The 22,918-nt window shown below is 69.5% G+C and carries 19 protein-coding genes; 8 read left to right on the top strand and 11 right to left on the bottom strand.

Annotation, left to right across the window (positions count from 1 at the left end; all coding sequences use genetic code 11):
• Position 1 precedes the first annotated feature (1 nt).
• The 3 genes from E1218_RS16980 to E1218_RS16970 are packed head-to-tail and all read right to left on the bottom strand — an operon-like array spanning position 2 to position 3,089.
• Positions 2-841, bottom strand: coding sequence for a carbohydrate ABC transporter permease (locus E1218_RS16980; RefSeq protein ID WP_132321196.1), 840 nt, complete (start codon positions 839-841; stop codon positions 2-4).
• A complete protein-coding gene (locus E1218_RS16975) occupies positions 838-1,776 on the bottom strand; it encodes a carbohydrate ABC transporter permease (protein WP_132321194.1) in 939 nt (312 codons plus the stop codon). Before E1218_RS16975 ends, E1218_RS16980 begins: the two co-directional genes overlap by 4 nt.
• Complete coding sequence (locus E1218_RS16970; RefSeq protein ID WP_132321192.1) at positions 1,773-3,089, bottom strand: extracellular solute-binding protein; 1,317 nt, start codon at positions 3,087-3,089, stop codon at positions 1,773-1,775. The genes E1218_RS16975 and E1218_RS16970 overlap by 4 nt, the downstream gene beginning before the upstream one ends.
• A gap of 198 nt (positions 3,090-3,287) precedes the next feature.
• On the opposite strand from E1218_RS16970, the gene E1218_RS16965 reads away from it, so the two are divergent.
• Complete coding sequence (locus E1218_RS16965) at positions 3,288-3,971, top strand: GntR family transcriptional regulator (protein WP_202866056.1); 684 nt, start codon at positions 3,288-3,290, stop codon at positions 3,969-3,971.
• Between the two features lie 36 nt (positions 3,972-4,007).
• Here E1218_RS16965 and E1218_RS16960 read toward each other — a convergent pair whose 3' ends face one another.
• The gene (locus E1218_RS16960; protein ID WP_202866055.1) at positions 4,008-5,858 is read right to left on the bottom strand and encodes a glycerophosphodiester phosphodiesterase; all 1,851 of its coding nucleotides are present in this window, start codon (positions 5,856-5,858) and stop codon (positions 4,008-4,010) included.
• Positions 5,859-5,965: 107 nt separating this feature from the next.
• On the opposite strand from E1218_RS16960, the gene E1218_RS16955 reads away from it, so the two are divergent.
• Positions 5,966-6,919: a nucleoside hydrolase gene (locus tag E1218_RS16955; protein ID WP_132321188.1), complete on the top strand. Its 954-nt coding sequence runs from the start codon at positions 5,966-5,968 to the stop codon at positions 6,917-6,919.
• Here the strand turns inward: E1218_RS16955 and E1218_RS16950 are convergent.
• Complete coding sequence (locus E1218_RS16950) at positions 6,912-7,508, bottom strand: TetR/AcrR family transcriptional regulator (protein WP_165949297.1); 597 nt, start codon at positions 7,506-7,508, stop codon at positions 6,912-6,914. The genes E1218_RS16955 and E1218_RS16950 overlap by 8 nt on opposite strands.
• Before the next feature lie 82 nt (positions 7,509-7,590).
• Here E1218_RS16950 and E1218_RS16945 point away from each other — a divergent pair, with 82 nt between their 5' ends.
• Both E1218_RS16945 and ubiG read left to right on the top strand, forming a co-directional pair.
• A complete protein-coding gene (locus tag E1218_RS16945; RefSeq protein WP_233712278.1) occupies positions 7,591-8,160 on the top strand; it encodes a GNAT family N-acetyltransferase in 570 nt (189 codons plus the stop codon).
• Between the two features lie 26 nt (positions 8,161-8,186).
• The gene (gene ubiG / locus E1218_RS16940) at positions 8,187-8,963 is read left to right on the top strand and encodes a bifunctional 2-polyprenyl-6-hydroxyphenol methylase/3-demethylubiquinol 3-O-methyltransferase UbiG (RefSeq protein ID WP_132321182.1); all 777 of its coding nucleotides are present in this window, start codon (positions 8,187-8,189) and stop codon (positions 8,961-8,963) included.
• A 23-nt stretch (positions 8,964-8,986) separates the two neighbouring features.
• Here the strand turns inward: ubiG and E1218_RS16935 are convergent, their stop codons facing one another.
• Entirely contained in the window at positions 8,987-9,499 is a 513-nt protein-coding gene (locus E1218_RS16935; protein ID WP_132321180.1) for a LysM peptidoglycan-binding domain-containing protein, read from the bottom strand.
• Between the two features lie 366 nt (positions 9,500-9,865).
• Here E1218_RS16935 and lexA point away from each other — a divergent pair, with 366 nt between their 5' ends.
• Positions 9,866-10,678, top strand: a complete 813-nt coding sequence (gene lexA / locus E1218_RS16930; RefSeq protein WP_132321178.1) for a transcriptional repressor LexA — start codon at positions 9,866-9,868, stop codon at positions 10,676-10,678.
• A 48-nt stretch (positions 10,679-10,726) separates the two neighbouring features.
• A complete protein-coding gene (locus E1218_RS16925) occupies positions 10,727-11,236 on the top strand; it encodes a glutathione peroxidase (RefSeq protein ID WP_132321176.1) in 510 nt (169 codons plus the stop codon).
• Positions 11,237-11,464: 228 nt separating this feature from the next.
• Here E1218_RS16925 and ligD read toward each other — a convergent pair whose 3' ends face one another.
• The 3 genes from ligD to secD are packed head-to-tail and all read right to left on the bottom strand — an operon-like array spanning position 11,465 to position 16,799.
• Entirely contained in the window at positions 11,465-12,445 is a 981-nt protein-coding gene (gene ligD, locus E1218_RS16920) for a non-homologous end-joining DNA ligase (RefSeq protein ID WP_132321174.1), read from the bottom strand.
• Positions 12,442-14,439, bottom strand: a complete 1,998-nt coding sequence (locus tag E1218_RS16915; RefSeq protein ID WP_132321172.1) for an ATP-dependent DNA helicase — start codon at positions 14,437-14,439, stop codon at positions 12,442-12,444. Before E1218_RS16915 ends, ligD begins: the two co-directional genes overlap by 4 nt.
• A 59-nt stretch (positions 14,440-14,498) precedes the next feature.
• Positions 14,499-16,799, bottom strand: coding sequence for a protein translocase subunit SecD (gene secD / locus E1218_RS16910; RefSeq protein WP_132321170.1), 2,301 nt, complete (start codon positions 16,797-16,799; stop codon positions 14,499-14,501).
• Between the two features lie 274 nt (positions 16,800-17,073).
• Between secD and E1218_RS16905 the strand changes: the two genes are divergently transcribed.
• Entirely contained in the window at positions 17,074-18,270 is a 1,197-nt protein-coding gene (locus E1218_RS16905; protein ID WP_233712277.1) for a S8 family peptidase, read from the top strand.
• Positions 18,271-18,289: 19 nt separating this feature from the next.
• Here the strand turns inward: E1218_RS16905 and E1218_RS16900 are convergent, their stop codons facing one another.
• Both E1218_RS16900 and macS read right to left on the bottom strand, forming a co-directional pair.
• On the bottom strand, positions 18,290-18,934 hold the full coding sequence (locus tag E1218_RS16900; RefSeq protein WP_132321168.1) for a response regulator: 645 nt from the start codon (positions 18,932-18,934) through the stop codon (positions 18,290-18,292).
• 118 nt (positions 18,935-19,052) lie between these two features.
• On the bottom strand, positions 19,053-20,180 hold the full coding sequence (gene macS / locus E1218_RS16895; protein WP_132321166.1) for a MacS family sensor histidine kinase: 1,128 nt from the start codon (positions 20,178-20,180) through the stop codon (positions 19,053-19,055).
• Positions 20,181-20,390: 210 nt separating this feature from the next.
• Here macS and E1218_RS16890 point away from each other — a divergent pair, with 210 nt between their 5' ends.
• Positions 20,391-22,754 (top strand): immune inhibitor A domain-containing protein, encoded by a 2,364-nt coding sequence (locus E1218_RS16890; RefSeq protein WP_132321164.1) that lies wholly within the window; start codon positions 20,391-20,393, stop codon positions 22,752-22,754.
• The last annotated feature ends 164 nt before the right edge of the window (positions 22,755-22,918 follow it).

Below are 22,918 nucleotides of genomic sequence, written 5' to 3'. Positions count from 1 at the left end.
GTCAGCCTTTCAGTCCGGTGTTGCTGATGCCGGCGATGATGAATCGCTGGGCGAACAGGAAGACGAGCAGTGGTGGGGTGATCGCGAGGGCGGCCGACGCCATCACGACGCCGTAGTCGACGTCGCCGTACGCCGACCGGAAGGTGACGAGCGCGAGCGGGAGGGTCTGCATACTCGGCGAACTGGTGGAGATCAACGGCCAGAGGAAGTCGTTCCAGGAGCCGAGGAACACGAGGATGCCGAGCGTGGTCAGCGCCGGCCGGATCAGCGGTACGACGACGTACCGGTAGATCTGCCACGCGTTCGCCCCGTCGGACCTGGCGGCGTCGATCAGGTCGGGCGGGAGGTTCACGATGAACTGCCTGACCAGGACGACTCCCAGCAGGGACACGATGTGCGGCAGGGCCAGCGCGCCGTACGTGTTGAGCAGGCCGAGCTCGCGGAACTGCTGGAAGAGCGGGACCAGGACCACCTCGCCCGGGATCAGCATGGTCGCCAGCAGCAGCCCGAGGACGGCGGCGTTGCCGCGGAACGGGAGCTTGGCCAGGGCGTAGCCGGCCATCGAGCAGACCAGCAGCGCGAGCACCGTGGAGACCACCGCGACGACCGTGCTGTTGAAGAAGGCGATGAAGATGTTGACGGCCCGGCCGCCCGGGTCGACGAGCATCTCCCAGTTCGCCAGCGTCGGGTCGCTCGGCAGCAGCCGGCTGCCCGGCGTGGTGGAGCCTTCGAAGGACGACGACAGCGTCCAGAGCAGCGGCAGCCCCCAGAGGATCGCGAACACCAGGGCCGCGGCGGTCGCGAGCCGGCGAGCGCGGCGGCGGTGCGCAAGTGCTGTCATGACTTCACGCTCCGTCGGCTGACGACCTGGTGGACGATCGTGACCACGAGGATGATGAGGGCGAGCAGCCAGCCGATCGCGGCGGCGTACCCGGTCCGGAAGTCGCGGAACCCGGTCTCGTAGAGCATCTGCAGTACGACGCGGGTGCTACCGCTCGGACCGCCCTGGGTCAGCAGGTAGACCTGCTCGAACACCTTGAACGAGTCGATCAGCCGCAGCAGCACCACGAGTCCGAGGACCGGCGCGATCCCGGGCAGAGTGACGTACCGGAACTGCTGCCACCTGCTCGCACCGTCGATCCGCGCAGCCTCGTAGAGCTGCTTCGGGATGTCCTGCAGGGCGGCGAGCAGGATGAGCAGTGGGAAGCCGACACGCCACCAGAGCGTCAGCAGTACGACGGCGCCCATCGCCTGACCGGGCTCGGTCAGCCATTGCTGGGCGGGCAGACCGACGGCTTCCAGAACGCTGTTCAGTGAGCCGTCGACCGGGTCCAGGACGAGCGTCCAGATCAGGGCGACCGCCGCGCCGGGCAGGAGGTATGGACCGACGAAGGCCGCGCGGAGCAGGTTGCGGCCGGACAGATCCCGGTTGAGAACGAGCGCGAGGATCAGGCCGGCGGCCACCAGGACCGGGACGTTCAGGACGACGAACAGCACCGTGTGACCGAGCGCCGCACGGAAGTCGCCGTCGCCGAACAGATCGGCGTAGTTCGCCAGGCCGACGAAGCCGCCGGTGCCTTCGGCCACGTTGACGTCGGTCAGGCTCAGGTAGAACCCGCGGACGACCGGGACCGCCCAGAGGAAGAGGAACAGCACCCCGAACGGCGCGAGGAAGACCGCCGCCTGCCAGGAGCGCGGCCGGGGCGGCTCGTTCGCCTGGTTGGCTGCCCGCGCCCTTCCACCGGCCAGTGGAATGCGGCTGCTGAGGACACTCATTTCGGCTCCCGCATGCTCTCGGTCGCGCGGGCCGCGGCCCGGCGAAGCTCGGCCGCCACGTCCGCGCCCTGGTAGACGACGTCGTCGAGCGCGTCGTTCAGGTACTGGAACGCCTGGTTCCAGCGATACGCGTACGGTGCGAACCGGGCGTGTTTGGCCTCGTCGATGAACAGCGCCATCTTGCGCACCACCGGATCGTTGCTCCGGGCAATCGCCGCGGCGGCGGCCCGGCTGGCCGGCGCCTGCGCACCGGCCCAGTCGACGCTGCCTTCGCGGACCAGCCAGGCGATGAACTTCTGCGCCTCGGCCTGGATCCACGCGTCGTTCTTGCGCTGCTTCGGGATGCAGTAGATGTGCGAGGTCGCGACTACCGAGCGCGGCCCGCCGAAGAACTGCGGCAGCGGGGCGACGTCGAGCTGGGTGCCTTGCTGCGCGTTGGTCTTCAGCAGCTGGGACAGCACCCAGGGGAAGGTGAAGACCATGCCCACCTTCTGGTTGCGGAACAGCGCGCCGAGCTGAGGTCCGGCGAGCTGGGCCGGCTCGACGTGGTAGCGGTGGACGAGGTCGCGTTCGAACTGGCCGGCCTGGATCCCCGGCGGTTCGGCGAACAGGGCGCGGCTGCCCGCGTCGATCAGGTCGCCGCCGGCCTGCCAGTTGAGGGTGAGCCAGGGGTTGAACGTGCCGGTCTCGCGGATGAAGCCCCACGGACCGGACTTCTTCAGCGCCTGGGCGGCCGCGACGAACTCGGCACCCGTGGTCGGCGGGCGGTCCGGGTCCAGGCCGGCCTTCTCGAACAGGGCCCGGTTGTACCCGAGGGCCGCGGGTCCGGTGCTCATCGTCACGCCGTACTGGCGGCCGTCGATGGTGGCGAGCTGCCAGGTGCCGTCGACGAAGTCGTCCTGGCTGAACCCGAGGTCGTTGAAGTCGATCGTGTGCAGGAACCGGCGCAACGGCGGGATCTCGTAGCTGTGCAGCGCCAGGATCGCCGGTGGTGCACCGGCCAGTGAGGCGGTGAGGATCTTCGTCAGGTAGTCACCGCCGTACGCCGGTGCGGTGAACCGGACGACGACGTCGTCCTGTGAGCTGTTGTATCGATCAACAATCGTCTGCATCAACGCGCCGTCGGGACCGGTGTAGAAGGTGGTGAACTCCAGCACCCGGCCACCCCCGCGGGTGGTGTCGTCGAACGGCGAGGAACAGCCGGCCAGCGCGGCCGCGCTACCGGCGCCGAGGGCGAGGATGCTGCGTCGGGTCAGCGTTCTGGGCGGGTGAGTCGATGGGGTGTTCGGTGGCCTCTGGTGAGTGGGCAGCACGGAGTCTCCCTCTGACGCGGGCTGGTCGAGTGGAGGGTGATGGGAGGGCCGGGCGGCTTTGGCCGGCGGGGGCGAGCGGCAGGCCGGGATTGCCGGCGGTGAGGGCTCGCCGTGTGGGGGTCTACCGGTTAGCCTGAGGTCGGCGTTGCCAAAAGTCAATGGTTAACAATCGACAATTTACACCGATGGAGGACGGCCGTGGGCGGACCGCTGGAGCAGCTCGCGCGGCAGACGGATCGCAGTCCGGCGCTGTGGGCGACCGTCGTACCGGCGATCCGGCAGATGATCGTGAGCGGTGCGCTGGCCCCGGGCCAGCACCTCCCCGAGGGCGAGCTGGCGACGGCGCTCGACATGAGTCGCGGGCCGGTCCGCGAGGCGCTGATCGAGCTCGAGCGGGAGGGTCTGGTCGTCCTGCGCCGGCATCGCGGCGCGCAGGTGATCGCGCTGACCGACGAGGACGTCGAGGAGATCTACACGCTGCGGCTGAGCCTGGAGCAGTTGGCGGTCAAGCGGGCACTCCCCCGGCTGACCGCCGAGCAGTTGTCGACGATGGACGACGTACTGGAGCAGATGCGGGCGCTCGGGCCGGACTACGCACCACAGACCGCGCTGGACCTGGACTTCGCGTTCCACGATGTGCTGTACCAGGCCGCCGGGCACGCTCGGCTCGACCGCGCCTGGCAGCAGATCCGCAGCCAGGTCGCGATGTTCCTGTACTCGCGGCACGTCGCCCGGCCGGACTTCCACGAGATCGCGTACGCCGAGCACAAGGCGATCCGGGACATCATCGCGGGCGGGGACGCGACGGCGGCCGCGGACGCGATCGACAACCACCTCACCGGCGCGTACCACCGCCTCATCGCCGCCCGGCACGACAGCTGAGCCGGGCCCCGGTCGACGAGGCCCGGCTCGGCAGGCTCAGCGTGCGCCGAGTGCGGTGGCTTCAGCCACGATCTGCCCGCGGCGCTCCGGAGTGAGGCCGCGAGCGCCAGGGGTCCGCGCGTAGGTCGCGAGTACGGCGTACTGCTTCTGGCCGAGCAGGGTCGTGAGCGTCGAGACGGTCGACGGCGTCGCTCCCGAGGTCAGGATCAGGTTCGCCAGCCCGGTCGGAGTGGCGACGACGTCGAAGGTGCTCTGCACGGTCGAGCCGGCCACGGTCGCCGTCAGCACGTGCTTTCCGGCCGTGAGCGTGGTGGTGTCGACGATCGTACCGTTGACGATCGCCGCACCGTCGAGCGTGATCGCGACCGGCTCCGGCGAGTTGTTGCCGACAGCCACGCGAAGCACCTGGGCCCGGTCGATCCGCTCCCCCGGGCCCGGGCTGAGGATTGTCGCGGCCGGCTTGACCCGCTGCGCGAAGGCGGCGTTCCAGCCCGCCAGCTCGGCCGGGCGGTTCGTGATGATGCCGTCGACACCGGCCTTCTCCAGCGCCTTCCAGCGGTTCGCGTCGTCCACGGTCCACACGTTCACCGCGACCCCGGCCGCGTGCAGCTCGGCGACGATGCCCGGCCGGGTCCGGAACGCTGCGTCGGACGGGTTGTACGCCGACAGCTCGAGGTCCTTGGCGATCGCGACCGGGTCCGGGTCGAGCGTCGACCGCAGCAGGCCGAGCGGCAGTTCCGGCGCGAGCTCACGCATCCACCGCAGGTGCTGCGGCTCGAAGCTCTGAACGAACACCCGGCTGCTCATGCCGCGACTGTGGATCTCCTCGACGATCCGGGCGACCGACTCGCGGGTGTGCGCACCCTTGACCTCGAGCAGCAGGTTGCCGCCCCGCGTCCTGAGTCCGTCGAGCTGCTGGGCGAGCGTCGGCACCCGTTGACCGGCGTACGCCGGCGCGAACCACGACCCCGCGTCCAGCCCGGCCACCTGCGCCGCCGTCAGCGACCGGACCGGGCCGGTTCCGTCGGTCGTCCGGTCCACGGTGGTGTCGTGCAGGATCACCGGTACGCCGTCCTTCGTCGGCTGGACGTCGTTCTCGATCCACTCGGCCCGGGCCCGGCGGGCGACCTCGTCGGACGCGGCCGTGTTCTCCGGCGCGGCCGAGGAGGCGCCGCGGTGCGCCCAGACGCGCAACGGCGCACCCGGCTTGCGGATGAACGACTCCTTCTCCAGCGGCGTGACCTTCAGGTCGTCGAACGAGACGGTCGCGCCGTTGACGAGCAGTCCCTGCACGCCCGTCGTACTGCGGTCGACCATCGTCGTGCGCAGTGACTCGCGGCCGTCGACGTACCAGGTGGCCCGGGTGCCGCGGACCTCGACCGCGACGGCGACCTCCTTGCCGACTCCGACCTGCACGGGCGCGGCGGCGGTGTCGGTGACGTTCCAGGTGTTGGCGGGCGTGCGCTGGGCGAACTCGAGTCCGTTGGTGGCGGTGGAGCCGTTCCGCAGGGTCGCGATCGACCACGGGACCGCGCCGTTCGGGGCCAGGTCGAGGCCGAACGCGACCCAGCGGCCGGCGTCGAGTGCCGACTCGAACCGCAGGTGGCTCTCGATCCGGAAGTCGGTCAGCGGACTGCCGAAGGTGATCCGGCTCTGCTGGCCGGAGCTGGTGGACGTGCCGATCAGCCGGCCGCCCTGGACTTGCCAGGTCCCGTCCACGGCGGACCAGCCGGCCGGCAACGTCGTGCCGTCGAAGGTCTCGTCGACGACCGGGCGCGGCGCGGCCGCCGGGTCGGCGACTGCGATTGGCGGCGGTGCGGTCAGGAAGGCGGTAATGGTGGCTCCGGTGGCAAGAGCGGCCAGTACTGCACGGGGGCGGCGTGACATGAGCATCATGGCCACCGACCGTAGGAAAGCGACACCAACAGCACCAGAGCAGGTGATGAATTGACTGCCAACGCGGGATGGATCCGCCGATGGGTGAGGATGGCGGAATGAAGCCGGTGATTCTCGATGTCGACACCGGGCTGGACGACGCCTGTGCGCTGCTGCTCGCCGCCCGCCACCCCGATCTCGACCTCAAGGCGGTGACCTGCGTCGGCGGCAACGTCGGCCTGGACGACGTCGTGGTCAACACGCTGACGGTGCTCGAGGCCGCGGGCCGGTCCGACGTACCAGTGGCCGCCGGTGCCGCCGTACCGCTGCTGCAGCCGGTCCGTGCGGCTCCGCACGTCCACGGCGCTGACGGGCTCGGCAACCTCGACTGGCCTCGCTCCACGCGGACGGCCGGAGCCGGCCACGCGGTCGGGCTCCTCCGCGACGTACTGCGCGCGGCTGCCGCCTCGGGCGAGCTGGTGACCCTGATCCCGCTGGCGCCGATGACCAACATCGCGCTGCTGTTGCGCACCTACCCGGATGCCGCGGCCGGCCTGCGGGAGATCGTGTTCATGGGCGGCGCGGCCGGGATCGGGAACGCGACCGCGTCGGCCGAGTTCAACATCTGGACCGACCCCGAGGCGGCCGGGATCGTGCTCAGCGCGGCCGGCGAGCTCGGCGTACCGGTGACGATGTACGGGCTGGACGTGTTCTACGACGTGGTGATCTCACTCGACCAGGCGCGCTCACTGGGCGGTTCGCCGTCGGCCGAGCTGGCGCGGAAGCTGATCGAGAAGCGCAGCGAGCTCTACCGGTCGGAGGGTGGCGCGAGCATCGGCGACGGCGGCGCGGTGTGCGCGGTGATCGATCCGGCCGGGCTCATGACCCAGTCGTTCCCGCTGCGGGTCGAGCTCTCGGGCAGCTGGTCCCGCGGCCGGACGATCGTCGACACTCGCGACAGGTCGACCGATCTCACCAGCGATCCGCACGGCCCGTCGCCGACCGTCGTCCAGGTGGCAACGGCTGTGGACGGCGCCCGCTACGCGGACCTCTGGCTGAGCACGGTCAAGTAGCGAGCAACGCGTTCAAGCGGGCTCGGACGCCGTCCATGAAGAGGCCGAGCCCGTCCTCGAAGCGGTCGGGCGTGGTTGGCTCGGCCACCACCGCGGCCAGCGTCCAATGCGCGCTGGTCAGGAAGATCTCGCGGGCCTGCGGCTCGGGCAGACCCAGATCCACGAGCGACTTGAGCTGCACCCGGACGAGGTCCGCACGCGAGCCCTGGCCACGGTCGCGGTCCGGTGTCGCCTTCGCCTGGATGAGAGCGGCCAGCCCCGGATGGTCGGCGTAGAACGCGCGCAACTCGAGGGCACCGGTCGTGGTGACCGCGATCCAGTCGTCGACGGTGCGGATGCCGTCGTACGCCGTGAGGTCCGCGTCGAACCGGTCGAACGCGTTGCGCGCGACGAGGTCGAGGAGCTCGTCCTTGTTGTGGACGTGGTGGTAGAGCGAGGGCGCGCGGACTTGCAGGCGCTCGGCCACCGCCCGCATGGTCAGCCCGGCGACGCCGTCGGTCCGGATGATCGCCAGGGCCGCGTCGGCGATCGCGCCGACCGAGATCCCGGCCGCCGCGTGGGACGACGGGTCACGTCTGCTGGTGGTCACGAAACCTCGTTGTCGGAGTGGGCCGGAGCCGGTTAGGTTGCTGTCTAACAACATTAGACAGACTATCCCGAGGACGGCACCCGTGCCTGGACTGCGCCCGACCTATCCGCTGCGCACCGAGCGACTCGACCTGCGGCCGCACCGGACGGACGACCTGGACGACCTGTACGCGTTCCACTCCCGGCCCGAGGTCGTCCGCTACACGCCCTGGCCGGTGCGCGACCGAGAGCAGACGCGCAAGGCGCTCGAGGCCAAGCTCAGGCAGGACGTTCTGACCGAGCCGGGACAGTGGCTCGTCCTCGCGATCGAACTGCGCGAGACCGGCACGGTGATCGGCGAGGTCCTGCTCAAATGGGCCAGCGAAACCGACCGCCAGGGCGAGATCGGGTTCGCGCTCCACACCGACTACCAGGGCAAGGGTCTCGCCTTCGAAGCAGCCACCGAAGTACTGCGCCTGGGCTTCGAGGAACTCGGGCTGCACCGGATCTGCGCCGTCCTCGACGACCGGAACACCGCATCGGCCCAGCTGCTCGAGCGGCTGGGCATGCACCGCGAGGCACACCTGATCGAGTGCGCGTTCTTCAAGGGTGAATGGGCCAACGAGTACGTCTACGCGCTGCGCGCGGACCGATGGCGCGCCGTCCGGGCCTGATTTACTGGGTCCCGGGGGTGGTTGCGATGGGCATCGACAACCAGATCTACAACCGGATCGGCGACAGCTGGTGGGACGAGGACAACCCACTGAACATGCTGCACGGCAGTTTCACACCGGGGCGGTTCGGCTACTTCCGCGCCGTGCTCGAGCACGCCGGTCGTGATCCGGCCGGGATCCGGGCGCTGGACATCGGATCCGGCGGCGGGTTCCTGGCGGAGGAGTTCGCGCGGCTCGGGTGCGAGGTGGTGGGCATCGACCCGTCGCCGGTGTCCGTCGGCACCGCCCGCCGGCACGCCGAGTCCGGCGGACTCGCGATCGGCTACGTGGTCGCGACCGGCGAGCGGCTGCCGCTGGCCGACGAGTCGTTCGGGCTCGCCTACTGCTGCGACGTACTCGAGCACGTCTCGAACCTGGACCTGGTCATCGAGGAGACGGCCCGCGTCCTCGAGCCCGGCGGGCTCTACCTGTTCGACACGATCAACCGGACGAGAGCGAGCAAACTGCTGGCGATCAAAGTGATGCAGGACTGGCGCCTCACCCGGGTGGTCGACACCCAGCTGCACTCGTGGGAGATGTTCGTCAAGCCGACGGACCTCGAGGAGACGCTGCGCCGGCACGGGCTCCGCCTCGGCGGCATCACCGGCCTCGGTCCACGGTCGAACAAGGCGTCACTGCTCTGGAACTTCGTTCAGGCCCGGCGCGGCCGGATCAGCTTCGGGCAACTGAGCCGCCGGATGAACGTCGGCGAGGTCAAGGACACCGCCGTCTCCTACATGGGCTACGCGACCAAGGCCTCCTGACCAGGGACCCCCGCCGGCCGGGCTCAGCGGGCGACCGGCACCTGGAGGGTCTGGCCGGGGACCACGTCGGCCGGGCCGGCGAGCCGGTTCAGGTCGGCGATCCGCTCGACGACGATCGCCGGGTCCTGGGCCGGATTCGTCTCCTGGGCGATCGACCACAGCGACTGACCGGGAGCCACCTGGACCGGGACCGTGTGGGTGAAGTCCGGACCGGGCTCGAGCACGCCGGCGACCCGCAGGCCGAGCACCACGACCGCCGAACCGAACACGAGCACCGACAGCGCGGTCAAAAGCATCCGCCCGCGCCGCGTGAGCCGCAGCGGCGCCTCGGCGACCGCCGCACGCCGCGTTTGCGGCCGCTCGGCCACCTGCGCCGTCCGGGCGCGGCCGAGGTCGTCCCCGGAGCAGGCGCGGACCGGGAGGCGCTCGGTCGTCGTCCCGGCGATCCTGGGCCGACGGCGCGGCCGGGCGTCCGGAGCCGCCTCGGGTGCCTGGCGAGCCGCCAGTGCGTCTGCCGCGAGAGCCGCTGTGCTCATCGGATCCTCCAGACCTCGTTCAGACCTCGTCCTGCGGTGTCGATCCCTGTCTACCGGCCGCCGCCGACAGTTTCCGCCGGCTCCGGCCCCGGCGACCCGGCCCGAACACCTGTTCGATCGAACGCCTGTACGAATGATTAACCGAACCGCGCCCGTCGCGCAACCACCTCCAACCGGGACACGCCCAGGAAATTCCCGGTCCGCCGAACGGCGTTCCGCGCGCCTTATAACCGGACACACGAACAAACGTACGAACCGACACGCCTTCGAACAGATGTTTGAAGAATCTCAGGATTCGGTCTACGGTCATGTCATTCGACAAAGCCGGCGCGGGACCGCCCGGCCCGACCCGAGGAGCAAGCACCGATGGCCAGGACGCCGAGCGGTTCCAGCAAGGACGAGCGCAGCGCCGGGCGCGCCAGCGGCCAGGCCGGCGCGGACGCGACTGCGGCCGCGGCTGCCGACCAAACCGTGACCGAGCTGCCCGACGGCCCGGCCGACGCGACCGGGCTGACGCCGCGGCAGCGCCGGGTGCTGGACGTCATCCGCGACTCGGTCGACAGCCGGGGATACCCGCCCTCGATGCGTGAGATCGGCGAGCGGGTCGGCCTGACCAGCTCGTCGTCGGTGTCCCACCAGCTGCGCGTGCTGGAGCAGAAGGGCCTGCTCCGCCGCGACCCGAACCGGCCGCGGGCGATCGAGGTCCGCTACCCCGGAGAGATCGACGCCGCGGCCCGCCGGACGGCGCTGGGTTCGGTGCGGCAGACGACGTACGACGAGACCGGCGCCGGCGACGCGCATCCGGACGCCGCCTACGTGCCGGTCGTCGGCCGGATCGCCGCCGGTGGCCCGATCCTGGCCGAGCAGGAGATCGAAGAGGTCTTCCCGTTGCCCAAGGCAATGGTCGGCGAGGGCACACTCTTCATGCTCCGGGTCAAGGGTGAGTCGATGATCGACGCGGCGATCTGCGACGGCGACTGGGTCGTGGTCCGCCAGCAGCCGACCGCGGAGAACGGTGACATCGTCGCTGCCATGATCGACGGCGAGGCGACCGTGAAGACGTTCAAGAAGACCAGGACCGAGATCCTGCTGCTACCACACAACCCGGCGTTCGAGCCGATCGACGGCAAGGACGCGATCATTCTCGGAAAGGTCGTAACAGTTCTGCGGCGAGTCTGACATCTCAGACGGCGCGCGAAGTCGGGCGTGTCGTGTCAGCATTGAATCATGACGACTGTCTATGACTTCAGCGCCCGGCGGATCGAAGGCAATGAACAGTCTCTTGCCGACTTCCGCGACCAGGTGCTCCTGGTGGTGAACACGGCGTCGCAGTGCAGCCAAACCCCGCAGTACACCGGCCTTCAGAAGCTCTACAAGGCATATCGCCGGCAGGGCTTCTCGGTGCTTGGCTTTCCCTGCGACCAGTTCGGCCATCAGGAGCCTGGTGACGAGAACGAGATCGCGAACTTCTGTTCGACGATCTATCACGTCACGTTTCCGATGTTCGCCAAGATCGACGTGAACGGGTCGAAGACGCTTCCGCTGTACAACTGGCTGAAGCGTGAGCAGGGCGGCCTGCTCGGCGGACGGATCAAGTGGAACTTCACCAAGTTCCTGATCGGGCGCGACGGCGGGGTGATCGCACGGTATGCGCCGGCCCATTCTCCCGAGAGATTGGCCGACAAGATCGAGGCGGCCCTGGCGATTCCGGCGCCTTCCCGGGAAGCGAACGACTGACTCGACCAGCACGGAATCGTTGGCGGCGATTCCGCGCCGAGCAGCAACCGACGTGAAAAGCACCAGAGTTCTTCCCGCCATTGCCTGGAATCCGGTTGGAATTGAGACACCTGAACACGATCCGTCTCAGCGCTACAGCCGCATCGCCGCATTCCGAACAATCCCCCGACCGTCCGCGTGCGGCGTTTCCCGCACGCAGTCACATTCCCGTGCAGTCGCACGGACCCGTCAGTCGCGGTCGACCAGCACGGAGTCCGGGTCGATGTCGAGCCGCAGTCCACGCCAGACCGGGTGCCGGAGGCGGGCGTCGGCGGCCCAGCCCGAGTAGGTCACCTCGGCGACCAGAGCGGGGTCGAGCCAGTGGGCCCGACGGCGGTCCGAGGTCGGGATCGTCGCCGGGTCGAACGGCGGACGGCCGATCTCGAGGCCGGCGAGCTCCGCGCTGAGCATGTCCAGCGTGGCGAAGTCCAGGCCGGAGCCGACCTTGCCGATCAGCACGAGGTCACCACCGGGCTCGGAGTACGCGCCGCAGTAGAACGAGCCGATCTTGCCGGCCCGGTTGCCCTCGCCCGGGTGCCAGCCGCAAAGGATCACGTCCCGGGTCTTCACCGGCTTGACCTTGATCCAGTCCGCGCTGCGACGACCTGGCAGGTACCGCGACTTCCGCCGCTTGGCGACCACACCTTCGAGCCCGGTCGACGCCGACAGGTCCAGCGCCGCCTCCCCGTCGCCGTACGCCGGGGGCGTCTCCCAGAACGGGTCGCCGATCTCGAGGGAGTCGAGCAGCCCGCGCCGGTCGTCGTACGTTGCCTCTAGCAACCACTTGCCGTCGAAGCGGAGCACGTCGAAGAGCCGGACGGACACCGGCACCTGGGTGATCAGGTGCCGCAACTGCCGCGGGTCCCGGACGTGCATCCGCCGCTGCAGCAGACCGAACGAAGGCGCACCCTTCTCGTCCAGGGTGACGATCTCCCCGTCCAGTACGGCGGGCAGCCGCAACCCCGGCGCCTCCGCCAGACCGATCAGCTCGGGGTACCCGCCGGAGACGTCCCGGCTGTTGCGGGACCACAGCCGGCAGACGCCGTCGTCCACCTCGGCGATCACCCGGATGCCGTCCCACTTCATCTCGTACGACCAGCCGGACCCCGACGGCATCTCCCCCAGGGCCGCCATCATCGGCAGCACCGGCGGACCGGTCACCGGACTCATGTCGACTGCAACCGCTTGAGGGCTCCGAGCACCTTCTCACGATCGGCGGTCGGCCACATCGGGGGCAAGGAGGCGCGCAGGAAGGCGCCGTACCGCTGGGTGACGATGCGGGGGTCCAGGATGGCGACCACGCCGCGGTCGCTGCTGCGGCGGATCAGCCGGCCCGTCCCCTGCGCGAGCAGCAGGGCTGCGTGGGTCGCCGCGACCGCCATGAACCCGTTCCCGCCCGCCTCGTCGACGGCGCGCTGCCGAGCCGCCATCAACGGCTCGTCCGGGCGCGGGAACGGCACTCGGTCGATGATCACCAGGTTGCAGGTCGAGCCCGGTACGTCGAGGCCCTGCCACAGCGACAACGTGCCGAACAGGGAGGTCTCGGGATCGGCGACGAACTCGCGGGCCAACTCTCCGAGTTGGGCGTCGCCCTGGCACAGCACCTTCAGGTCGGTGGCCTCGCGGACCGCGGCCGTCGCCGCCTCGGCCGCCCGGCGGGAGGAGAACAACCCGAGCGTCCGGCCACCCGCGGCGGTCACCAGGTCGATGATCTCGGTGAACTGCTTCTGCCCCAGCCCGTCGCGGTGCGGCGGCGGCAGGTGCTTGGCGACGTACAGGATGGCCTGCTTCTCGTACTCGAACGGCGAGCCGACGTCGAGGCCCCGCCATGGCAGCGGCCCGGTCTCCGACGAGTCGTCGACGTCCGGCATCTCGTCGTCGTCGGCGAGCTTGTCCGACGGCCGCAGACCGACCTGGCGGGCGATCGCGTCGAAGTCACCGCCGAGGGTCAGCGTCGCGGACGTCAGCACGGCGGTCCGGTCCTTCAGGACGAGCTCGCGCAGCAGACCGGCGACGGTCAGCGGGGCGATCCGGAGCTCACGGCCGAAGCGCTCGCGGTCGACCATCCAGACCACGTCGAGATCGCTGAGCGCGGCGACCCGCTCGGAGACGTCGAAGATCTCCTTGACCGCACCCTTCGACTGCCGCTTGGCGCCGTCCGGGTCGTCGTCCTTGTCGTCGGTCTTCTTGTTCAGGTCGGAGTACAGCGCGCGGGCGACGTCGCGGACCAGCGCGGCCGCCTCCAGCACCGGCCCGTTCGACGGCTCGATCCGCCCTTCGCGCGTCCCGTCGAGCGCCGCCCGGAGCGCGTCCGACGCGTCGATCAGGTCGTCGGCCTTGTCGTCGTCGACGAACCGGCGCGAACGCTTCGCGGCCCGCTCGACCATCTGCGGCGACAGCTCGTCGCCCGCGGCACCGGTCACCCGGGCGGGCAGCTCGTGCGCCTCGTCGACGATGACGACGTCGTGCTCGGGCAGGACCGTGCGGTTCTCGAAGGCGTCGATCGAGAGCAGGGCGTGGTTGGTGATGACGATGTCGGCCTTGCGGGCCTCTTCCTTGGCCTTCTCGGCGAAGCACTCCTCACCGTACGGGCACTTCTGCGCGCCGAGGCACTCGCGGGCCGCGATGGCGACCTGCTGCCAGGCCTGGTACTGGTGCGAGGGCGCGTGATCGCGGTCGCCCGCCTCGCCGTCGAGCAGCTGCTGCTCGGCCCAGTCGCGCAGCTCCAGCACCTGCTGGCCGATCTGCCCGGGCGGCGGCACGTCGACGAGCATGCCGTCGTCGTCCGGCGCGCCCTCGCGGATCCGGTGCAGGCAGGCGTAGTTGTTGCGCCCCTTCTGGATCGCGTACTTCGGCCGCCGGGGCAGCAGCTTCTCCGTCGCGTCCAGCAGTGCCGGGACGTCGCGGTCGACGAGCTGGGACTGCAGGGCCAGCGTCGCGGTGGAGACGACGACTCGCCGGTCCTCGATCGCGTGCAGGAGCGCGGGAACGAGGTACCCGAGCGACTTACCGGTGCCGGTGCCTGCCTGGACGAGGAGGTGCGACCCCTCGTGCATCGAGGTGTTGACAGCCTCGGCCATCTCCACCTGACCAGGCCTGGTCTGCCCGTTGATCCCCGAGACAGCGGCTTCCAGCAGTTCGCGTACGTCGACTCCCACCGCCACACCCTAGCCCGCGGGACCGACAGATTTCTGGTCCGGCGGGCCGGGCTGTGGACAAGCCGCTAGACGACCGCGCCGCGGTCCGGCTGCGCGTCCCGGTCGACCTGCGGACGCTTCGGCCGCGGCGGCGGCGCCGGGTAGCGGCGCTCCAGCTCGAGCAGCAGCGGAGCCGCGGTCAGGTTGGACGAGTACGTGCCGACCAGGATGCCCAGCAGCAGCGCGAGCGCGAAGTCGGCGAGCGAGTCACCCCCGAGGAACAGCAACGCGCTCAGGATGAACAGCGTCGAGATACCGGTGTTGATCGTCCGCGGCAGCACGTTCACGATCGCGGTGTCGATCACGGGTCCGAGGTTGTCGGTGGCCCGCGCGTTGCGGGTCTCCCGGATCCGGTCGAACACGACCACCGAGTCGTTCACCGTGTACCCGATGATGGTCAGGACCGCGGCCAGGAAGATGCCGTCGACGGGTTTGCCGAGCCAGGCGAACACGCCGACCACGACCGCGACGTTCTGCACCAGGGCCAGGACGGCGCCCGCACCGAACGTCCATCGGAAGCGCGCCGCCAGATACAGCAACTGCGCCAGCAACGCGATCCCGAGCGCGATCAGACCCTTGTTGCGGATCTCGGTGCCCAGCGACGGGCCGATGCTCTCGTTCCGGATCACTTCGGTGCCGCCGCTGATCCGGCCGATCGACTCGCGGATCTTCTCGGTCTCGTCGTCGCTGATTCTCTCGGTCCGCACGGTGATGTCGTCGGTGCCGGAGGACTGGACCACCGCGTTCGGGTAGCCGGCCTCGGCGACCGCGGCGCGGGCCTGGTCGGGCGTGATCCGCTGCGCGGTGCTCACCTCGAGCAGGCGTCCGCCGGTGAACTCGATGCCGAGGTTCAGCCCGCGCACGAAGATACCCGCGAGGGCGATGACGATCGCGACGACCGTGACCAGCAGCCAGCGCCGGCTGTGCGTCATCAGCGAGGGCCGGCGGCTCTCCAGCCAGGTCCGGACCCGGCCGTGGCCGGCGATCCCGCTGAGCGCCGGGCGCTTCAGCACGAACTTCCGGGAGACGAAGAACTCCGCCAGCACGCGCACCAGCACCAGGGCGGACAGCAGCGACGCGATCACACCGATGCTCAGCGTGACACCGAAACCGCGGACCGGTCCGGCGGCCAGGAAGAACAGCAGGCCGGCCGCGAGCAGGGTGGTGATGTTGGAGTCGGCGATCGCGGACAACGCGTTCTGGAAGCCGCTGCGCAGCGACCGGGCGAGGCCGTCCGTGCGCCCTTCGATGTAGTCCTCCCGGGCGCGCTCGAAGACCAGCACGTTCGCGTCGACCGCCATACCGATCGCGAGCACGAATCCAGCCAGGCCGGGCAGGGTCAGCGTCGCGCCGAGCGCGGTCAGCGCGGCGTACGACATGCCGGAGTAGGCGACCAGGCCGATGACCGCCATCAGGCCGACCAGGCGGTAGACGAGGATGATGAACAGCGCGGTCAGCGCCAGGCCGATGATCGCGGCGGTGGCGCTGGCCTCGATGGCGTCCTTGCCGAGCGACGGGCCGACGGTGCGCTGGTCGATGACCTCGACCGGGACCGGCAGCGAGCCGCCCTCGATCAGCGCGGCCAGGTCCTTGGCCTCGGTCTCGGTGAAGGTACCGCTGATCGTGCTGCTGCCGCCGGTCAGGCCGACGTTGCAGAGCTGGTTGCCGCCGTTCGGGTCGACCTGCGGGGCGCTGATCACGTCGTTGTCGAGCACGATCGCGATCATCCGCGGCGGCGTGTTCACCTGCTGGCAGGCGGCCTTGCCGGTGATGTCGGCCCAGATCTTGCCGCCGTCACCCTTGAAGTTCAGCTCGACGAACCAGCCCTGCGCGACCTGCTGCGGGTCGAGCCGGCCCTCGGCGCTGCCGACCATCTCGCCGGTCATCGCGGGCTTGGCCAGCCGGAGGAATCCCTGGCCGTCCTCCGGTGGCAGGTACACCTCGCCGGCGGCCGGTTTCGCCGGCTTCTCGGCGACCTGGTCGAGCACCGGGTGGAAGGTCAGCTGCGCGGTCTTGCCGATCACCCTGGCGGCCTCGCGGGGGTCCTGCAGACCGGGCAGCTCGACGATGATCCGGTTCTCGCCCTGGCGGGTGACGTTCGGCTCGCTGACGCCGAGGGCGTCGATCCGGCGGTGCAGCACGGTGGTCGCCTGGTCGGTGGTCTCACGGGTCGCCTTGACAGTGGGCGAGTCCTTCGCCTCCAGCACGATCTGGGTGCCGCCGCGCAGGTCGAGCCCGAGCTTGGGCGTGGCCGTCAGGACGACGTACGTCGACAGGGCCAGGACGACGAGCGCGAACAGCGCACGGACGATGGACGACCGGTTCACAAGAAGCCTCCGGGGCTGGGCACCCGCCATGCGGGTGTCATGACAGAGAGCACACCACACCGGAGCAGGCTCGACGTGGAACGCACAGTGTACGAAGCCATTCAAACGTATCGCGACGGCCGGTGAGTGCCATGGCATCAGGTCGCAGCCGAACTGATTGACGCCTCAGGTGAACACGCCCTAATTTCTCACCACCCTCGTTCCGTAGTCGAAGGCGGACCGAGAGTGATCACCCCTCCGCCCCGGTGGGTGATGAGTTCCCTGAGGAGGAACCGTGCCCGGAATCAGACTCAGTCGCATCAGTCTGTCCCTCGCCGCCGCCGCTCTGGTGCCGGCCCTCGCCCTGACCACCGCCGGCAGCGCCGGCGCCGCGCCTGCCCCCGAGCCGCAGCGGATCGTGCCGGTCCAGCTCGCCAAGGCCGAGACCGGCGTGACCGCGGTCAAGGACACCTACATCGTCGAGCTGAAGCAGGGCGCCCAGCTGAAGAGCAAGCTCGGCGTCGCGCCGCAGCGCCGGTTCAGCACGGCGGTCAACGGGTTCAGCGCCAAGCTCACCTCGGACCAGCTCGCCGAGCTGCAGCAGAGCCCGGACGTCGTCGCGATCTCGCAGGACGTCTACGTGCAGAACGCCCTGGACACCACGCAGAACAACCCGCCGTCGTGGGGGATCGACCGGATCGACCAGCGCAACCTGCCGCTGTCGAACTCGTTCACCTACACCCGGACCGGTTCCGGTGTGCACGCCTACATCATCGACTCCGGCGTCGACCCGACGCACCCGAACTTCGGCGGCCGCGCGAGCTTCGACTTCAACGGCATCGACTCCAACAACACCGACTGCAACGGGCACGGCACCCATGTGGCCGGCACGATCGGCTCCACGTCGTACGGCGTCGCCAAGAACGTCCGCCTGCACGGTGTGAAGTGGCTGAACTGCAGCGGCGGCGGTACGGCGTCGGCCGCGATCGCCGCGGTCGACTGGGTCACCCGCAACGCGGTGAAGCCCGCCGTGGCCAACGCGTCCTGGAACTTCAGCGCGAACACCACGCTGGAGAACTCGCTGCGGGCGATGATCAACTCAGGTGTGTTCCTGGCCGCGTCGGCCGGCAACACCGGCGCCAACTCGTGTGACCGGCTGCCGCGGAAGATCTCGACCGCCCTGGTGGTCGCGGCGTCCACGCGGACCGATGCGCGGGCGTCGTACTCAAGCACCGGGTCTTGCGTGGACATCTACGCGCCCGGCTCGGCGATCGTCTCCACACTGCCCGGGAACACCACCGGGTCCTACAACGGCACCTCGATGGCCACACCGCATGTGGCGGGAGTCGCGGCCCTCTACCTGCAAACCAGCCCGTCGGCCAGCCCAGCGACGGTGAAGTCGTACATCGAGTCGAACGCCACGGCCAACGTGGTCAGTGGCGGCAGCACCGGCGGCACAGTGAACCGCCTGCTGTACTCGAACGGCCTGTAGTCGATAGGCGCCCCCGGGGTTACTCGGGGGCGTCTATCCCATGCTCGATCGCGTAGCGGACCAGCTCGGCCCGGTTGTGCAGCTGCAGCTTCCGCAGAGTGTTCTGCACGTGGTTCTCAACGGTCCGGTGCGACAGCACCAGCCGGGTAGCGATCTGCCGAGCAGTCAGTCCGCGCGCGACGAGCCGGAGTACCTCTGTCTCCCGCTCGGTCAGCTTCGGCACCTCAGGGCCCGCCGAGCCGGTCCCGAGTCGCCGGTACTCCCCCAGCAGCAGTCCGGCCAGCCCGGCGCTGAACACCGCGTCACCTTCCGCCGTACGTCGTACTGCGTCGTCGAACTCGTCCAGCGAGGCCGACTTCACCAGATACCCGGACGCACCGTTCTTCACCGCAGCCAGTACGTCGTCCTGCTCGGCGCTGGCGGACAACACCAACACCCGGGTGTCCGGGAGCGCCGCGGTGATCTCACGGGTCGCGTCGACCCCGGAGCCGTCGCCGAGCTGCAGGTCCATCACCACGACGTCCGGCCGGGTCGCGAGCGCGATCTTCACCGCACCCGACACGTCCGACGCGGTCGCGCAGACGTCGTACCCGCGACTGCCCAGGTCCCGGGCCACGCCCTCCCGCCACATCGGATGGTCGTCGACGATCATGACCCGGATCATGCGGCCTCCCGGCCTGGACTGCGGAGTGGAGGCAGCGAGGCGACTGGAACGACGACGGAAGGCCGGGAGCCACAGCCCCACGATCCCGCCGGCGCCGGAGGCCCGGCACTGTGCACGGTCATGCTTTGCTCACTTTCAGCTCCCACTCGGTTCCTTCGCCCGGAGCGGTCCGGACCGCGACCGACCCGCCCAGGTCGGTGATCCGGCCGCGGATCGACTGACTGACCCCCAGGTGTCCGTCGGCCCGGGCCTGCTCCAGCCGGGCGGGCGTCGTACCTTTGCCATCGTCGCGGACCGACACCAGGACCTCGTCACCGAGGTCCTCGACCACGACCCAGGACCGGGCTCGCGGACCCGCGTGCTTGTCGACGTTGCTCAACGCCTCTTTGACCGCGGCGACCAGCTCACCCGCCACCGCGGCCGGCAAAAGCACCTGCCCGGCCGGTACGACGACGTCCACCCGCGTGCTGGCCAGCGGCAGCAACAACCCGCACAGGTCGATCCGGTCGCCCTGGGCAACCGTCGGCCGCGTCGACATCAGAGTGCGCAGGGCAACCTCCTGCTCGGCGGCCAACTTCGCCAGCTCCACCGTCTCACCACCGATCGCGGTGCCGCGCCGCTGCACCTGGGCCAGCACCTGCAGGACTCCATCATGGATCGACCGGCTCAACCGCAGCCGCTCCGCGGTCGCGCTCTCGGCCGCGATCGCGTCCCGCAGCCGGGCCCCCGCCTGCCGCATGGTCGAGGCGGCGTACCCGACCACCAGACCGGCGACGAGCAGCAGTTGCACGTTGCTGAGGATTCTGGAGGCGTTCTCGACCCCACGCAGCGACAGCAGCACCAGGCTGATCGTCGCGGCGCCGAGCAGTCCGCCGTCCCGGCCGCGGGAGATCGCCAGCGCGATCACCGGCCCGGCCGCCCAGACGGAGGTCAGCACGGAGGCGCCGGCGCGGATGTCGAGCAGCGGTTGCGCGAACAGGGTCGCGTACATGCAGCCGACCGTGACGACCAGATCGGCGAACGCGAGCCGGGTGTTCCGCCGGCCCCAGCGCCGGCTGTAGCCGATCGAGGAGATCACCGTCCAGACGCCCATGATCGCTATCTGGAGCACCGCACCGGACGGCCGGACGATGCCGTCCCACCGGGTCCAGACCCCGAAGCAGGCGAACCCCCAGGTGATCAGGCGGAAGACGACCAGGGCGCGCCACAGCGGCTGCAGCAGGTCGTCGGCGGGGTCACGCTCCATGAGCGACAGTCTGCCAACCGATACGGGCCGGCCGCGTGAGTAGTTCCCCCGGTCCCCGCAGGAATTCCCGCACCTTTCCGGGTTTTTCCCCGCTTCCACTTCAGGAATCGGGATTCTGGACGTACTGTCGCGCGAAACACGCTCGGGGGAGCTCTGAACACACCGCGTCACCAAGCGCGGTGAGTCTCGACGAATGTACGGAGGGGAATAGTGCGCAAGCTACCCGCCGGGCTCTTCAGCCTGGCACTGGCGGCGACGGCAGGGGTGGGTCTGGCCACTGCCGGCAATGCCGCACCGCCCGACACAGTGGACGCCACGCAGGTCGCGGGCGAGGCGGCCGGTTCGGACGAACTGCCCAGCCCGCTCGAGGACAAGCGTCGCGAGCTGCGCCAGGAGGCCCTGACCAAGGTGCTGAACGGCCAGGCCAAGGTGGAGAAGCGCGGTGCCAGCACCGTCGTCAACCTCGGTCCCAAGGCGCAGGGCGCGAAGGGCGTCAAGAACGCCAAGGGACGGGTCGACCAGTACGTCGAGCTGGCCCGGGAGAAGACCGACCGGATCTTCGTCGTCCTCACCGAGTTCGGCAACGAGCGGCACCCCAGCTATCCCGACCAGGACACGTCGCCGAACTTCCCCGGCCCGGCCACCTTCGAGGGACCGCTGCACAACGCGATCCCGGAGCCGGATCGGTCGGTCGACAACTCGACCGTCTGGCAGCCGGACTACAACCGCCAGTGGTTCCAGGACATGTACTTCGGCTCCGGCAACTCGGTGAAGAAGTACTACGAGAAGCAGTCCTCGGGCCGGTACTCCGTCGACGGCCTCGTCACCGACTGGGTCAAGGTGCAGTACAACGAGGCCCGCTACGGCCGTTCCAACGGCTTCCCGTGCAACGGGAACGTCTGCAACAACACCTGGTTCCTGATCCGGGACGCGGTGAACCAGTGGGTCCTCGACCAGAAGGCGGCCGGCCGGACCACCGCGGAGATCGCCGCCGAGCTGAAGTCGTTCGACGAGTGGGACCGCTACGACTTCGACGGTGACGGCAACTTCAACGAGTCCGACGGCTACATCGACCACTTCCAGATCGTGCACTCCGGCGGCGACCAGGCCGACGGCGATCCGCATCAGGGCGAGGACGCGATCTGGTCGCACCGCTGGTACGCCGGTTTCGCCGGCGGCCCGGCGAGCAACCCGGTCGGCGGCGCGCAGGTCGGCGACACCGGCCTGTGGGTCGGCGACTACACGATCCAGCCGGAGAACGGCGGCATCAGTGTCTTCGTGCACGAGTACGGCCACGACCTCGGCCTGCCGGACCACTACGACACCTCCGGACCGCCGGTCGAGAACCACGTGAACTGGTGGACGCTGATGGCACAGAGCCGGGTCGGCAAGCCGTCCGACGGCGGTATCGGCGAGCAGGCGGCCGACCTCAGTGCGTGGGACAAGCTGCAGCTCGGCTGGCTGGACTACGAGATCGTCGTGGCCGGGCAGAACCGGACCGTCGAGCTCGGCCCGCACGAGTACAACTCGAAGAAGGCCCAGGGCCTGGTCGTGACCTTGCCGAAGAAGGAGAAGGTCAACGAGCTCGTCCCGCCGGCGGCCGGCAGCAAGTCCTGGTGGAGTGGCCGCGGCCACATGCTCAACAACACGATGAACCGGCAGGTCGCGATCCCGGCGGGCACCACGACGCTGACCTTCAAGGCCAACTGGGACATCGAGGACTGCGGGACGACGGCCTGTGACTACGCCTACGTCGAGGTGGACGACGGGACCGGCTACAAGCCGATCCCCGGCAGCATCGCCAACGCCGCCGAGGGCAACGGCATCGACGGCCAGAGCAACGGCTGGGTCGACGCGACCTTCGACCTGTCGGCGTACCAGAACACGACGATCGGTCTGCGGTTCCGCTACAGCACCGACCCGGCGGCCGGCGGCAAGGGCTTCTTCGCCGACGAGATCAAGGTGACCAACGGTGCGACCACACTGGTGACCTCCGGTGCGGAGGCGACACCTGAGGGCTGGACGCTGAACGGCTTCAGCTCGATGGGCGCCAGCTTCATCAGCCTGCACGACAACTACTACCTGGCGTCGCACGTCAACTACGTGTCCTACGACCAGCACCTGAAGACCGGCCCGTACAACTTCGGCTTCACCAACACCAAGCCGGACTGGGTCGAGCACTTCCCGTACCAGGACGGCCTGCTGCTCTGGTACTGGGACACCTCGCAGGACGACAACAACACCAACGAGCACCCGGGTGAGGGGCTCGTCCTGCCGATCGACTCGCACCCGGTGCCGATCAACCGGATCGACGGCCAGCTCTGGCGTCCGCGGGTCAGCGGGTACGACGCGCCGTTCGGGCTGGAGAAGGCAGACTCGTTCACCCTGCACATCAACGGCCAGCCGAGCTACATCCGTGGCCAGAAGGGTGTGCCGACGTTCAACGACAGCAAGACCTACTGGTACGCGGAGCAGCCGAGCGCCGGGGTGAAGGTGCCGAACAACGGCGTCAACATCAAGGTCCTCGACCGCGACGGCACCACCATGAAGGTCAGGGTCTCCAAGCGCAACTGATGCCCTGAGCATCGGAAAGGAGAACGGCCCCGGGATCGGCGGTTTCAGGGGGTCGTTGCAACACCGTGTTGGTTTCTAGGTGGTGAGTAGATCACGCAGGCGCTCGGCTGGGGTGTCCCAGCTGAGCGTTTTGCGTGGTCGGGCGTTGAGTTCTTGGGCGACGT

The sequence above is a fragment of the Kribbella turkmenica genome, from assembly GCF_004348725.1.
GTDB lineage: Bacteria > Actinomycetota > Actinomycetes > Propionibacteriales > Kribbellaceae > Kribbella > Kribbella turkmenica.
This window is presented reverse-complemented; position numbering and strand designations above follow the sequence as displayed.

What these genes read in the sequence shown, in the direction of transcription:
- E1218_RS16975 (WP_132321194.1), bottom strand. Translation starts at nt 1,776, where the DNA reads ATGAGTGTCCTCAGCAGCCGCATTCCACTGGCCGGTGGAAGGGCGCGG.
- E1218_RS16925 (WP_132321176.1), top strand. Translation starts at nt 10,727, where the DNA reads ATGACGACTGTCTATGACTTCAGCGCCCGGCGGATCGAAGGCAATGAA.
- lexA (WP_132321178.1), top strand. Translation starts at nt 9,866, where the DNA reads ATGGCCAGGACGCCGAGCGGTTCCAGCAAGGACGAGCGCAGCGCCGGG.
- E1218_RS16960 (WP_202866055.1), bottom strand. Translation starts at nt 5,858, where the DNA reads ATGTCACGCCGCCCCCGTGCAGTACTGGCCGCTCTTGCCACCGGAGCC.
- E1218_RS16900 (WP_132321168.1), bottom strand. Translation starts at nt 18,934, where the DNA reads ATGATCCGGGTCATGATCGTCGACGACCATCCGATGTGGCGGGAGGGC.
- E1218_RS16980 (WP_132321196.1), bottom strand. Translation starts at nt 841, where the DNA reads ATGACAGCACTTGCGCACCGCCGCCGCGCTCGCCGGCTCGCGACCGCC.
- ubiG (WP_132321182.1), top strand. Translation starts at nt 8,187, where the DNA reads ATGGGCATCGACAACCAGATCTACAACCGGATCGGCGACAGCTGGTGG.
- E1218_RS16955 (WP_132321188.1), top strand. Translation starts at nt 5,966, where the DNA reads ATGAAGCCGGTGATTCTCGATGTCGACACCGGGCTGGACGACGCCTGT.
- E1218_RS16935 (WP_132321180.1), bottom strand. Translation starts at nt 9,499, where the DNA reads ATGAGCACAGCGGCTCTCGCGGCAGACGCACTGGCGGCTCGCCAGGCA.
- ligD (WP_132321174.1), bottom strand. Translation starts at nt 12,445, where the DNA reads ATGAGTCCGGTGACCGGTCCGCCGGTGCTGCCGATGATGGCGGCCCTG.
- macS (WP_132321166.1), bottom strand. Translation starts at nt 20,180, where the DNA reads ATGGAGCGTGACCCCGCCGACGACCTGCTGCAGCCGCTGTGGCGCGCC.